Below are 14,649 nucleotides of genomic sequence, written 5' to 3' on the forward strand. Positions count from 1 at the left end.
CTACTACTCAGAAGCGAGCTCTGTTACAAATCGCTCAAATTCTGCTGTAAACTCTTCATATTTTTTTCCCGTAGCTGGTCCGTTGAATCCAGTATGAATACGTCTAACCTCTCCTTTTTTATCTACAAAAATTGTAGTAGGATAGGACAATACATGGTTTAACATTGGTAGTTTCTCTTGTGCCTTTTTCTTATCGGATGTACCGTGCTGAGCTAATAAAATAGGATATGGTACATTTAATTTCTTTTGTAAACGATGTATCGACGCTACCGCTCTTTCCTTTGTTTTTGCATATTCAAAAGCAAGTGCTACAAAAGCGACATCTTTTTCTTTATTCTTATTATAAAAATCTACGTAATACTTGGTTTCATCCATACAATTAGGGCACCAGGTTCCCATGATCTGTACAATTACGGCCTTGTCTTTAAATCGATCATCGTCTAACGAAACCATAGCACCTTCGGTATTCGGAAAACTAAATTCTAAACCATCATAACCTTCTTTAATAAAAGTCAAGCTATCTTCTGAAGGTAATTCATACTCCTCATTTCTTTTGGCAACGAATGGTTCTTTCCAATGGTTTCCAGAATAGAAATTTCCACTTAGGGTACTATCCGTAACTTTACCCGTAAACAAAAACGCATGCGCTCCATCAAAGGTAGAGAGCTGTAATTGATCACCATTTACAACACCCTCCAGATACCTATAATCTCCGGTAGTAGTTCTAAACGTACCCGAAACTATATTTCCGTTCTGATTAAAAATACCTTTTGCTATATACCGATCTTCTTCGTTATCCTGACTAAAAACTGTTTCCCAATTTCCTGTGATATTTGCAGAAGGAGGAGTAGCAATATCAAATCGATCTTGTTCTCCAAAAGTAGCTTTGAAAGGAACAACCCGGTCCAAACTTTCTTTTATAAAACTTCCAGAGATCGTAAGAGAATCTTCAAATTTGGCAGCAACATACCCTTCAAAAACCGGGAATTTTATCTTTATAGAATCTCCATAAATTTCTACTTCATCAACATCTATAACTTCTTCTGCATTAAATATTTTTAGCGTTTCATCTTCCATTACCTCAAAAAGAAACGGAAGTTCCTCGTTATCCTGAACAGTAAGAGAAGCTCTCCATGGTCCTTCTAAAAAATCTATAGGTTGTTTTTTATCCTCTTTCTTACAACTCACTAAAAAAATAGTAAGTAATGCCCCAGTTATTATTCGTGTTTTCATATTCTTATGATTCTATATTTTAAGTATTGCTCCAGAACACTTGTCATTTATCCAATTGTAAATAAAACTTCTTTTTTTCAAGAATTCAAATAAAAAATGCCCAGAAAAAAATCTTCCAGACATTTTAATTTATTTATGAGGAGCATTATGTATTAATTATCTCCTGAGTTTCTTCTTTTTTTCGATTCTGAAGACTGTTTTCGTCTTCTATCTTTCTCTGCAATGGCTCTTATACGTCTCGCACGATCTCTTTTTGCTTCCTTTCTAGAAGTTCTTTTTCTCTTAGCGACTGCTTCTTTCATTCCAGCCCCTTCTTCTTTCCCGGTCTTTTTCCTGACTTTAGTCGTAGTTTCTTCTTTCTTCTTACTATCTACCTTCCTTTGGGCAAATCCATTATGACCTGCAAAAAGCACAAAGCTGAATAGCAATACCATTAGTTTTATTCCTTTCATATTTTAGTATTTAGGGCTGTATCATCTTAACTTACCAAAAGTACGATTTTTAAATCAAATGGTGGATTCTATTGGATTACTGACATATATACTAACAAAAAACACCTCGTAACCGAGGTGTTTTTATGATTTATGATAAATCTATTATTATTCGTTCTCATAGACTTTATCTAGTTTTTCTTTGCCCTCTTTCATTTTTTGTTTCCCTTTTTTTACGGATTCTGCTAACGCATTTAATTTTTCTTCTGCCTTGGCTATTTTGGCTTCTTTTTCAGCAATTTCTTCGGGGGTTAAAGCGTCATCTCCTGTCTTTTCTTTAGCCTTAGCCAAACGTTCTTTGGCAGCTGCAATTTTCTCCTTGGCTCTTCCTATCTTTGATTCACTTTTACTCAAAGACTCTGATTGTTCCTTTACCTTATTCTTTGCTTCTTCTGCTCTGGCTTTCCCAAATTCTCTACCCGTTAAACCATCTTTATTTTTCCCGTAAGCATTTCCTTTTGCTTTTTCAGCCTTTTCCTTAGCTTTCTCGACTTTTTCTTTAGCTAGTTCAGCTCTTTCTTTTGCTTTTTCTCTAGCTTTTTCGGCTTTCTCTTTGGCATCTTCCTTTGCCCCTTGAGCCTTTTCTTTGGCCTCTTCTACTCTTTCTTCAGCATCTTCCTTTGCCTCTTGAGCCTTTTCTTTGGCTTCTTTTGCTTTTTCTTTTCCTTTATTTGCTTTTTCTTTTGCTTTCCCCTTTTTTTCTGCTACCTTTTCTTTAGCTTGTTGAGATTTTCCCTGAGCAATCATAGTATGATTACCAGCAACTAGCATTAAAGTTAATACGATTAAAATTTTAACAAGTTTCATGATATTATTTTTTTCAATTATTGATTATGGCAGGGTATGTTTATAAAGGTTTATTATAAAATCTTACAGCTATATACTGTCTAGATCTTTAAGAGATTCCTCTAATTCTTCTTCTTGAGTTTCAACTTCTTCAGAAATTTGATCCATCTCCTCTTCAACAGCTTCTATTTTTTCTATTGCCGCTTTGGTTTCTGCTTCTTCTTTCTTTTTATCGGTACAAGAGACAAAACCAACAAAAAGCACGATTGTAAGAACTTTGATAAATGTTTTCATTATGATTTAAAGTTAGATTTAATATTTATTAAATATAAAACTTTTTTATCTCATTAGGAGCTTTCGTATTTGCTACCTCTAGGCAATATATTATCTTTACCGACTAAAATCAGAATAATCATCAATGAAAATTTCTTATAACTGGTTAAAACAGTTTATTCATATAGATTGGGACGCAGAGAAAACCGGAGAGTTACTAACCGATTTAGGTCTTGAAGTAGAAGGTATTGACACCTATCAGAGTGTAAAAGGAGGATTAGAAGGTGTAGTAGTAGGCCAGGTTTTGAGTTGCGAAAAGCACCCAAATGCGGATAAACTTAAAGTTACAAAAGTAGATTTGGGGAACGGAGAACCAGTTCAAATCGTATGTGGTGCTCCCAATGTGGCTGCGGGTCAAAAAGTTCCTGTAGCGACTATTGGTACAAATCTATATGACGACAAGGGAGAAAAATGGACCATTAAGAAAGGGAAAATTCGCGGAGAAGAAAGTCACGGAATGATTTGTGCCGAAGACGAACTTGGTCTTGGAAGCAGTCATGATGGAATTATGGTGTTGGATGCAGATATTTCTGTGGGTACGAAAGCTTCTGAAGTTTTTGATATTGAAAATGATCATATTTTTGAAATCGGACTTACTCCAAACCGTGCGGATGCTATGAGTCATTGGGGTACTGCGCGTGATCTTAAAGCTGGACTTTTACAAAAAGACATCAATCTAGAACTTATTACTCCTTCGGTTAGCAATTTTACTGTAGAAAATCGATTACATAAAATTGATATTGAAGTAGCTGATGCTGACCTAGCACCGAGATATTGTGGTGTTACGATTTCGGATATCGAGGTGAAAGAATCTCCGACATGGTTACAACATCGATTAAAAGCCATTGGAATTACCCCAAAAAATAATGTGGTGGATATTACCAATTATGTACTACATGAATTGGGACAACCATTACACGCTTTTGATGCACAATATATTGAAGGAAATAAAATCGAAGTAAAAACTTTGCCTGCTGGAACTAAGTTTACTACTCTTGATGAAGTTGAACGAGAACTTCATGAAGAAGACTTGATGATTTGTGATGCCAAAAAACCACTGTGTATTGCAGGTGTTTTTGGAGGAATCAATTCTGGAGTAACCGAAAAAACGACTACCGTATTTCTAGAAAGTGCATATTTTAATCCGGTAAGTGTTAGAAAAACAGCAAAACGACATGGATTAAATACAGATGCTTCATTCAGATTTGAAAGAGGTATCGATCCAAATATTACAGAATACGCGCTAAAAAGAGCCGCTTTACTTATTAAAGAATTGGCTGGAGGTACGATCTCTAGTGAAATTACTGATCTGTACCCAAAGAAAATTGAAGATTTCCAAGTCTTTTTGTCTTACGAAAATGCAACAAAATTGATTGGTGAAGAGATTCCACAGGATACCATCAAAAGTATTTTGTCTTCTTTGGATATCAAAATCAATAGTGTATCTGAATCAGGCACTGGACTCACCATTCCTGCGTACAGAAATGATGTACAAAGAGAAGCAGATGTGATTGAAGAAATCTTACGAGTATATGGATACAACAATATTGGATTCACTCAAAAGTTAAATGCTTCTATAGCTAACATAGATAAGTTTGCAGATCACACTGTACAAAACACGATATCTAATCAATTAATTGGACAAGGATTTAATGAAATGATGGCCAATTCATTGACCTCTCCAGAATATATTCAACTTAGTGAGCAGCTTAATGAATCACATAATGTGGAAATGCTGAATCCATTGAGCAATGATCTTGCGGTATTACGTCAGTCGATGTTATATTCAGGATTAGAAGCGGTATCGTATAATATCAACAGGAAAAGAGCTGACCTTAAGCTCTTTGAGTTTGGTAAGACGTACCACAATTATGATGATTCTCGCGTAGAAAACAAACATTTGAGTCTTATTGTTACTGGAAACAGAACTGTAGAAAGTTGGAAAAACAGTCAGCAACCCACTGATTTCTTTTATTTGAAAGGAGTTATCCTATCGATTTTAGAACGATTGGGATTAACCAGACTTAAAACTACTGCTGTAAAAAATGATCAGTTTGCCGAGGGGATTTCAATCAGCCTTGGAAAAGCAAAATTGGTAGATTTTGGTATTGTAAAAAGATCAGTTTTAAAACATTTCTCTATTTCTCAAGAAGTATTATATGCTGATTTTAATTGGGATAATGTTCTGGAGTACGCAAAGCATACCAAAATTAAGTTTAAGGAAATTCCAAAATTCCCAGAAGTAAGAAGAGACTTTGCGTTGCTATTAGACAATACAGTTTCTTTTGAAGAGATTCAAACCATTGCCAAACAAACAGAAAAACAATTACTAAAGGAAATCAATTTGTTTGATGTTTATCAGGGAAAAAATCTTCCTAATGGTAAAAAGTCATATGCGGTTAGTTTTATTTTTCAGGATGAGAAAAAAACGCTTACGGATAAACAAGTAGATAAAGTAATGAAAAAGCTTCAAGGTAATTTTGAAAACAAACTTGGAGCAGAATTGAGATAAATATTCTATTTATAAACGCTTTTAAAAGTCCTGATTTAATTTTGAATCAGGACTTTTTTTGTTTATCATACCATTAAATTTACCCCTTAGTCCCTATTATTCCTTAAAATGACAGATAGGTGACACCTAAATGTCGTAACAAAAACGAGGCGCTATTGATAGCTTTGTTTCAACTAAAAATTAAAAATCATGAATGATCAATCAATAGCGAAAAATTTAATTTATCAACGAAAGAAAAAAGGATATACTCAAGAAGAACTCTCGGCAAAAACTACAGTCACCATACGAACCATACAACGCATTGAAAAAGGTGAAGTTCGACCTCACTTACAAACCATTAAGCTCCTAGCCAACGCTTTGGAAATAGAAGTTGAAGATCTTCTGGTCTTAGAAAACCCAAAAGAAGAAGACATTCAAAAAAAATGGCTTTTATTAATGCATGGTGTTCCTATTTTGGGAATGGTCATTCCTCTTTGCAATATCCTCATTCCTCTATTCTTATGGATTCATAAACGTGAAGACAATAAAGTGTACGATCAACATGGGAGAGCTATTGTAAATTTTCAGATCACCATGACTATTTTGTTTGCCTTATCATTCATCGCACTGGTAACAATACAGAGAATTGGGTTTCTCCTATTCATTGCTGTTATACCCTACACCCTAATCGTTATGATTATCAATTTGATATCGGCAATAAATTCACAAAAATGCTACTATCCACCATCTATCCCATTTCTAAGAAGGAAAACCAACAATTTAAAGAATTTAGGGATTCTGTTGGTTCTTACCACATTTCTATTGATAGGATGTAATGGCAAAAGCCCCATTACTGATAGCGTAACCAGGTTGGATGGGTCTACGATAACCAAGGATTCTTTAACAATAAAAATTAATCAACTTTTACAAAAAGCGAATGTGCATGGTGCTGCTATAACAGTACTAAATGACAATAAAATCAGTTATCAAAAGGTTTTTGGATACAAAAACTATGAGAAAAAAGAGTTTTTAACCGATTCATCAAATATATATGGAGCTTCTTTTAGCAAATCCGTTTTTGCTGTACTTGTCATGAAATTGGTAGAAGAAAACGTAATTGATTTGGACACCCCTTTGGAATCCTATCTTCCAAAAAAATCCACGAATACAAACCCCTTACAAGATGGCATGATGATTTTTCAGATTTAAAAAACGACTCTTTATATCACAAAATCACAGCCCGAATGTGCCTTAATCACACCACTGGTTTTAATAACTATCGCTGGTTTGAGGAAGATCAGAAATTAAGAGTGAATTTTGAACCAGGGAGCAAATATGGATATTCGGGAGAAGGGTATATCTACTTACAGGTAGTTCTTGAAAAAATCTTAAACAGAAGTTTAGAAGATCTAGCTCAGGAAAAAATCTTCATTCCATTAGCCATGAATAATTCTAGCTATCAATGGAATACCAAATTTGAAAAAGATTTTGCTTATGGACATTCCTCTTCTGGTGAAACAAGACCAAAAGATATTGATAACGAACCAAGAGGTGGTGGTACGCTAGAAACATCTGCTATAGATTATAGTCTGTTCTTAGAAGCAGTATTACAACAAAAAATCATTAGCCAGGATTCATGGAAGAAGATCTTTACGCCTCAGATTAGAATACGATCAGAAAGACATTTTGGTCCATATTCTTCTAGAACAACCGATACCTATGATGCTATTCATTTAAGTTCAGGTTTAGGGTGGAATCTATTTACTACACCGTATGGCATCGGAGCTTTTAAGGGAGGGCATAGCGATGACGGGTTTCAGCATTATTCTATTGTATTTCCTTCATCCGGAAAAGGTATTATGATCATGACCAATAGCGATAATGGAAATACCATTTTTAAAGAACTTTTAGAAGTTGCTTTAGGCGACACCTTTACCCCTTGGAAATGGAATAATTATATTCCGTACGATGTAGATTAGCATACAATTAGACAATAAAAAAACCGAAAGCTATGCTTTCGGTTTTTTATATACTGTTTTGAAGGTTTTTTAGTTGCCTCCTTCTAAAGCCTTAAGCTTATTTTTCATTTCGTCAGCTTTAGGATCGTCTAACTGATAAAAGATATTCATTAAAGTACGAACAGCTTCTACGTTATCAGGATTGCTTTTTAAAGCTCCTTCCAAATAAGGAACAGCACTTCTATAAACGTCTTCTCTTTTCTGTTTCAATACATCATAACGCTTGTAATCTTTACTAGAAGTACCAAGATTATTCATCTCATCAACGATAGCCTTTTCTTTTCCAAGGATCAATGCTGCAACGTTGATTTGTGCTGCAGTATAGTCTGGCTTTAACTCTAAAGTTTTCTTATAGTAATCTAGTGCCTGATCATTATCACCAAGACGAGAAGCACTAACCCCAAGGTTATATAATAAGTCTGGGTTTTCAGGATCGTTTGCAACGATCTGCTCCATAATTTCCTTATACTTTTCGAGATTACCTAATTTATAGAATACGTCTGCTTCAGCTTGTAATAAAGAAGTATCATTAGGATTTTCTACTTTAGCATCTTCAATTGCTTTCATTGCTTCTTCATCTTTACCTTGAGTGATATAGATCAAAGCAATATTCTTAGCAATTTCTCCTTTTTTAGAATCAGTAACACGCTCTTCTGGCTTGATGTGAGTTCCTGACTTCACGATAAGATCTCTGGTTTGCTTAGAGTCGAATGGCTCTACTTCGCCAGTTTCTTTGTTGGTCGCTACAAATTCTGTGGCAACACCACTAAACCCAATTGTTTTTAATTCGTTGTAGTATTTAAGAGCAGTATCATAATCCTTACCATTCACAGCATTTCCTGCTGCATAATAAAGATAGATAGTATCTTGCTTGTTTGTTTTATAACTTACATACAACTTTTCAGAAGCGTCTTTATAATTCTTAGCATTCTGATCTTTGATAGCTCCTTCTACCAAAGCTTGACGTAAAGTTTGTAATTTTTGAGAAGCATCAGCCGTATACTTCGAACTTCCAGCTTCTTTCTCTATTTCCATTGCTTTTACATAAGCATTGGCAGCTCCTTCCATTTTTTCTACTGATTCTCCAGCAGTACCAGAAAGTACTTGAGCTTTTAAATAGTAAAACTGTGCTTTTAATTTAGCCTCAGCTCCATCGATTTGTGATTCTGCTGCATTCAATGCATCAGCAGCTGCATCCAAATTACCCGACTTTACATTTTTGTTGGCCGCTTTTAAAGCTTTTGCTGCTTCTTTTTGAGAAAATCCAATAGTACTAATCGCTAGGAATAATACTAAGATAAATTTAGTCTTCATTACTCGTCTTTTTTTTAATGGGATTTAATTATTCTTCAGTTTTCTTATCAATATTCGTGCCATCTCCGGCATCTTCAGTATCTATATTTGCTTCGGCGATTTCGTCAGCATTTTCTGCGTTCTCCAAATCATCTTCATCGTGCATTACTTTTGCTACCGCAGCAATAGAATCTTTACCTTTTAAGTTAATCAATCGAACCCCCTGAGTGGCACGACCCATTACCCTTAAATCTTCGACCGAAAGTCTAATCGCAATACCGGATTTATTGATGATCATCAAATCATCCAAATCAGTTACATTCTTTATCGCTACTAAGTTTCCTGTCTTATCAGTTACAGAAATGGTTTTAACACCCTTACCTCCTCTATTGGTAATTCTATAATCTTCTAGTTTTGAACGTTTTCCGTATCCGTTTTCTGACACCACTAAGATATTACTTTCCATGTCATTTACGGCAACCATACCAATTACTTCGTCTTTTTCATCTGCCAATCTGATTCCTCTAACTCCAGATGCTCCTCTACCCATAGGTCGAGTTTTCTCCTCTTCAAAGCGTATCGCTTTTCCAGATTTTACAGCGAGCATTACCTGACTTTTACCGTCGGTAAGTTTAGCTTCTAGTAACTCATCTTCGTCCTTAATAGTAATGGCATTGATTCCATTCGTTCTTGGTCTGGAATATTGTTCCAAAGATGTCTTTTTGACCTGACCTTTTTTCGTTGCCATTATGACATAGTGCGAATTGATATACTCTTCGTCTTTTAGATCCTGAGTACATATAAATGCTTTCACTTTGTCATCCTGACTGATATTGATCAAATTCTGGATCGCTCTACCTTTTGAAGTTTTACTTCCTTCTGGTATTTCGTATACCCGCATCCAGAAACACTTTCCTTTTTGAGTAAAGAACAACATATATTGGTGGTTAGTACCCACAAACAGATGTTCTAAGAAGTCTTCATTACGAGTAGTACTTCCTTTTTGTCCAACTCCTCCTCTATTTTGTTTCTTATACTCGTTTAGCGATGTTCTTTTGATATACCCTGCATGAGAAATGGTAATCACCACCTTTTCATCAGGGATCATATCCTCTATACTAAGATCACCACCTGCATATTCTATTTGAGAACGACGCTCATCTCCGTATTTTTCCTGTACTTCGATCAGCTCTTCTTTGATGATATCCATTCGACGTTCTTTTTTATCAAGAATGTCTTTTAAATCTTCAATGGTTTTCATTAACTCCTCGTACTCAGCGCGAAGTTTATCTTGCTCCAGTCCTGTAAGCTGTCTCAATCGCATTTCTACAATTGCCTTGGCTTGTATCTCAGATAATTTGAAACGCTCAATCAACTTCTCACGAGCCTCTTCTGCATTAGCAGAGGCACGAATCAATGCAATCACTTCGTCAATATTATCTGAAGCTATGATTAATCCTTCTAATATGTGTGCTCTTTCTTCTGCTTTTCTTAATTCATATTTTGTACGGCGCACGACCACATCGTGTCTGTGCTCTACAAAATGATGAATCATTTCTTTTACATTCAACAACTGCGGTCTTCCTTTTACTAGTGCAATATTATTTACACTAAAAGAAGATTGAAGCGCAGTGTACTTATATAAAAGGTTCAATACAATATTAGGTATTGCATCTCTTTTCAAGACATAAACGATACGCATTCCTTTACGATCGGATTCATCTCGAATCGAAGAAATACCATCTATCTTTTTATCATTCACCAAATCGGCAGTCTTCTTAATCATGTCTGCCTTATTGACCTGATAAGGTATTTCGGTAACGATAATACACTCTCTACCATTTACCTCTTCAAAACTGGCTTTACCTCGCATTACGATTCTACCACGACCTGTTTTGAATGCTTCTCTTACGCCGTCATATCCATAAATGATTCCTCCCGTCGGAAAATCAGGAGCTTTGATATGAGTCATTAACTCGTCAATCTCGATATCATTGTTATCGATATAAGCGATAGTACCATCCACAACTTCGCTTAAGTTATGTGGTGGCATATTGGTTGCCATACCTACCGCAATACCTGAAGCACCATTAATCAATAATCCCGGAACTCTTGTAGGAAGTACCGTTGGTTCTTGTAGTGTATCGTCAAAATTGAAGGTATGATCTACTGTATCTTTTTCTATATCCGCAAGCATGTCTTCGGATATCTTTCTCATTCTTGCCTCGGTATAACGCATTGCTGCCGGACTGTCCCCATCTACAGACCCAAAGTTACCCTGGCCATCAACCAACATATATCTCAAACTCCATTCCTGGGCCATACGAACCATAGTGTCGTATACCGAAGTATCCCCGTGTGGGTGATATTTACCTAGAACTTCCCCTACAATTCTAGCTGATTTTTTGTGGGCGCTACTAGCTCTTACTCCCAATTCATACATACCATATAATACACGTCGATGTACTGGCTTTAAACCGTCTCTAACATCTGGAAGTGCACGAGATACAATAACTGACATCGAATAATCGATGTAAGCAGATTTCATCTCATCCTCAATATTAATAGGTATAAGTTTTTCTCCTTCTGCCATAAAAACTTTTTTCTGAAATTGAATTATTAAACGCGCTAATTTAAGTAAATTAAGACGTTTTTAACACCCAATTACCTATGTAATATACGCAATTTATTAACAAAAATAGTACTTGGTATCGTTAATAAGTCTATAAACATAGGTTTTGATTATTACAGCTTTTTTTGTCTATTTACCAAGAAATGCAAAAAAAGAGAATCGATCAGGTCATCGATTTTAGTGAAAATTGGGCAAAACTACATGACAAATTAGCCTTTTGTAACAATATATTTGTTAATCATCGATTAAAAGGAATAGTTTTTGCCATAGTAATTCCAAAAATTATTATTTTAGTTATATAGAAAAAGAAAGAGATTATATGGATGATAATTTTTCACCTAGAGTAAAAGATGTAATTGCCTATAGTAAAGAAGAAGCTCTTAGATTAGGGCACGACTTTATAGGTACAGAACATCTTATGTTAGGGTTATTGCGTGATGGAAGTGGAAAAGCAATTAGTATCCTTGATGCGTTAGACATAGATTTAACTAACTTAAGAAGAAAAGTTGAAATTCTAAGCCCTGCAAACCCCAATGTAGCAGTTGCTTCAAACGAAAAAAAGAACTTGCACTTAACCAGGCAAGCAGAAAGAGCCTTAAAAACAACCTTTCTGGAAGCCAAATTATTTCAAAGTTCCTCAATTAATACCGCACATTTATTGTTATGTATTTTGAGAAACGAAAATGACCCAACCACAAAACTTTTAAATCGTTTAAAAGTAGATTATGATAATGTTAAAGACCAATTTAAATATATGATCGCAAACGAAGAAGAATATCTAGACAACCCAAAAGCAGAATCCTTCTCTGAAGATGATGATGATTTAACAGGAGATGCTTCAAAAGAAAATCCGTTTAATTCTCCAGGTTCTGGTAGTAAAGCCGGCAAGAAATCTAAAACTCCTGTTTTGGATAATTTTGGTCGTGATCTTACCGCCATGGCAGAAGAAGGAAAGCTTGATCCTGTAGTAGGTCGATCCAAAGAAATTGAACGTGTATCTCAAATTTTGAGCCGTCGTAAAAAGAATAATCCTTTGCTAATTGGTGAACCTGGTGTTGGTAAATCCGCTATCGCCGAAGGTTTGGCACTTCGCATAGTGAAACGAAAAGTCTCTCGTATTCTTTTTGATAAACGAGTAGTTACACTGGATCTCGCTAGTTTGGTAGCCGGAACAAAATACCGTGGACAGTTCGAAGAGCGAATGAAAGCGGTAATGAATGAACTAGAGAAAAATGATGATATCATCCTTTTTATTGATGAAATACATACGATTGTAGGTGCAGGTGGTGCTACTGGAAGCCTTGATGCTTCTAATATGTTCAAACCGGCATTAGCAAGAGGAGAAATTCAATGTATAGGTGCTACTACGCTGGACGAGTATCGTCAATACATTGAAAAAGACGGAGCACTTGAACGTCGTTTCCAAAAAGTAATTGTAGAACCTACAAACATTGAAGAAACGATAGAAATCCTTAACAATATTAAGGAGAAGTATGAAGAACATCATAATGTAAGTTACACACCGGATGCTATAGAAGCTTGTGTTAAGCTTACAAATAGATACATGACCGACCGTTTTTTACCAGACAAAGCTATCGATGCTTTGGATGAAGCTGGTTCTAGAGTGCACATCACCAATATAGACGTACCTAAGAAAGTTCTTGATCTCGAAAAGAAATTGGAAGAGGTTAGAGAATTAAAAAACAGCGTAGTCAAAAAACAGAAATATGAAGAAGCTGCAAAGCTGAGAGATGATGAAAAAAATCTGGAAAAAGAATTGAGTGTAGCCCAAGAACAGTGGGAAAAAGAATCCAAACTTCATAAAGAAACTGTTGATGAAGAAAATGTGGCAGATGTAGTTTCTATGATGACAGGAATCCCTGTGAATCGTATCGCTCAAACTGAAAGCAACAAACTTGCAGAACTTCCTAATTTAATTAAAGGAAAAGTGATTGGGCAGGATGAGGCTGTAAATAAAGTAGTAAAAGCAATACAACGTAATCGTGCCGGGTTGAAAGATCCTAACAAACCTATTGGTTCCTTTATTTTCTTAGGGCAAACAGGTGTTGGAAAAACACAATTAGCAAAAGTATTAGCAAAAGAGCTGTTTGATAGTGAAGATACATTGATCCGTATCGACATGAGTGAATACATGGAAAAATTCGCCGTGTCTAGACTAATTGGTGCACCTCCGGGATATGTAGGATACGAAGAAGGAGGTCAACTTACCGAAAAGGTAAGAAGAAAGCCTTATTCTGTGATTCTATTGGACGAGATCGAAAAAGCGCATCCTGATGTGTTCAATATGATGTTACAGGTACTCGATGATGGTTATCTTACAGATAGTTTAGGTCGTAAAATCGACTTTAGAAACACCATTATCATAATGACCTCTAATATCGGTGCTCGTAAACTTAAAGATTTTGGACAAGGTGTTGGTTTTGGAACGACTGCCAAAAAGTCTCAAGCCGAAGATTATGCCAAAGGAGTGATCGAAAATGCGCTAAAAAAAGCATTTGCTCCAGAATTCCTGAATCGAGTTGATGATGTGATTGTGTTTAATGCGCTTGAAAGAGAAGATATTCACAAGATCATCGATATCGAACTTGATAAGTTGTATGGAAGAATCAAAGGTCTTGGTTATGATCTTTCTTTAAGTGAAAAAGCGAAGGACTACATCACTGAAAAAGGATTTGACAAGCAATATGGAGCTAGACCTTTGAAAAGAGCTATTCAAAAATATATTGAGGATGCTCTTGCAGAAGAGATTATTAATGCTAAGCTTCAAGAAGGAGATAGTATCTTTATGGATATAGATGATTCTGGAGAATTGACGATCAGCATCGAAAAAGCTGAAAAATCAACCGAATCGTAACATCCAAAAAAGCAATATGTTTAAACCGCTGTTGATAAACGGCGGTTTTTTTTATCTCAAAGAATTTGATATTTATGATTTTCCTTTTACATTGATCGCGCTAAGCTAACTAACAATACATGATTAAATCTTATACCCTTGATTTCTGTACCCTGGAAATTCATGATGATTATGTACTTGCAGTAATGAATGAAGGCATTACTGTCGACAAACAGAACAATGCTGTCTTGATAGAAATAGCGGAAAGTCATTTTGATACCCCTTTTGTATATATTACACATAGGATTCACTCCTATTCTGTTGATCCTATAGTGTATATAAGAACAGCCCAGATCGAACAGTTAAAAGGATTTGCGGTGGTTTCTAAAGACCCCGTTCAAAAAACACAAACCACCTACGAGAAAACATTTTTCGACAAAGAATTTAAGCACTTTGAAACTATGGAAGATGCCTTGAAATGGAAAAACAAACTTCTAAAAAAAGGGTAACAGAAACAC

Annotated in this window: 11 protein-coding genes; 5 read left to right on the forward strand and 6 right to left on the reverse strand. The window is 35.5% G+C overall.

All coding sequences use genetic code 11. From position 1 onward, the window contains the following. Positions 1 to 3: 3 nt before the first annotated feature. The 4 genes from AC0L3Q_RS14420 to AC0L3Q_RS14435 form a co-directional block, all read right to left on the reverse strand. The gene (locus AC0L3Q_RS14420; RefSeq protein ID WP_473280337.1) at positions 4 to 1,233 is read right to left on the reverse strand and encodes a peroxiredoxin family protein; all 1,230 of its coding nucleotides are present in this window, start codon (positions 1,231 to 1,233) and stop codon (positions 4 to 6) included. A 152-nt stretch (positions 1,234 to 1,385) separates the two neighbouring features. Beyond that, entirely contained in the window at positions 1,386 to 1,685 is a 300-nt protein-coding gene (locus AC0L3Q_RS14425; RefSeq protein ID WP_473280338.1) for a hypothetical protein, read from the reverse strand. A gap of 147 nt (positions 1,686 to 1,832) precedes the next feature. Beyond that, positions 1,833 to 2,531 carry a hypothetical protein gene (locus tag AC0L3Q_RS14430; protein ID WP_473280339.1) on the reverse strand — a complete coding sequence of 233 codons (699 nt, stop codon included), beginning with the start codon at positions 2,529 to 2,531 and terminating at the stop codon, positions 1,833 to 1,835. 69 nt (positions 2,532 to 2,600) lie between these two features. Further along, complete coding sequence (locus AC0L3Q_RS14435; RefSeq protein ID WP_473280340.1) at positions 2,601 to 2,804, reverse strand: hypothetical protein; 204 nt, start codon at positions 2,802 to 2,804, stop codon at positions 2,601 to 2,603. A 124-nt stretch (positions 2,805 to 2,928) separates the two neighbouring features. Between AC0L3Q_RS14435 and pheT the strand changes: the two genes are divergently transcribed. From pheT to AC0L3Q_RS14450, 3 genes are all read left to right on the forward strand, one after another. After that, complete coding sequence (gene pheT, locus AC0L3Q_RS14440; protein WP_473280341.1) at positions 2,929 to 5,355, forward strand: phenylalanine--tRNA ligase subunit beta; 2,427 nt, start codon at positions 2,929 to 2,931, stop codon at positions 5,353 to 5,355. Positions 5,356 to 5,544: 189 nt separating this feature from the next. Further along, positions 5,545 to 6,543: a magnetosome magnetite crystal formation protein family gene (locus AC0L3Q_RS14445; RefSeq protein ID WP_473280342.1), complete on the forward strand. Its 999-nt coding sequence runs from the start codon at positions 5,545 to 5,547 to the stop codon at positions 6,541 to 6,543. A gap of 35 nt (positions 6,544 to 6,578) precedes the next feature. Then, positions 6,579 to 7,313 (forward strand): serine hydrolase domain-containing protein, encoded by a 735-nt coding sequence (locus AC0L3Q_RS14450; RefSeq protein ID WP_473280343.1) that lies wholly within the window; start codon positions 6,579 to 6,581, stop codon positions 7,311 to 7,313. Between the two features lie 69 nt (positions 7,314 to 7,382). Here AC0L3Q_RS14450 and AC0L3Q_RS14455 read toward each other — a convergent pair whose 3' ends face one another. Together AC0L3Q_RS14455 and gyrA are read right to left on the reverse strand one after the other, a co-directional pair. Beyond that, the gene (locus AC0L3Q_RS14455; RefSeq protein WP_473280344.1) at positions 7,383 to 8,666 is read right to left on the reverse strand and encodes a tetratricopeptide repeat protein; all 1,284 of its coding nucleotides are present in this window, start codon (positions 8,664 to 8,666) and stop codon (positions 7,383 to 7,385) included. A 28-nt stretch (positions 8,667 to 8,694) separates the two neighbouring features. Continuing rightward, positions 8,695 to 11,238 (reverse strand): DNA gyrase subunit A, encoded by a 2,544-nt coding sequence (gyrA, locus tag AC0L3Q_RS14460; protein WP_473280345.1) that lies wholly within the window; start codon positions 11,236 to 11,238, stop codon positions 8,695 to 8,697. A gap of 358 nt (positions 11,239 to 11,596) precedes the next feature. Here gyrA and AC0L3Q_RS14465 point away from each other — a divergent pair, with 358 nt between their 5' ends. Continuing rightward, complete coding sequence (locus AC0L3Q_RS14465) at positions 11,597 to 14,152, forward strand: ATP-dependent Clp protease ATP-binding subunit (RefSeq protein ID WP_073314254.1); 2,556 nt, start codon at positions 11,597 to 11,599, stop codon at positions 14,150 to 14,152. Positions 14,153 to 14,271: 119 nt separating this feature from the next. Next, the gene (locus AC0L3Q_RS14470) at positions 14,272 to 14,640 is read left to right on the forward strand and encodes a hypothetical protein (RefSeq protein ID WP_473280346.1); all 369 of its coding nucleotides are present in this window, start codon (positions 14,272 to 14,274) and stop codon (positions 14,638 to 14,640) included. Positions 14,641 to 14,649: the final 9 nt, after the last annotated feature.

This window comes from Aquimarina sp. KJ22-3 (assembly GCF_055808215.1).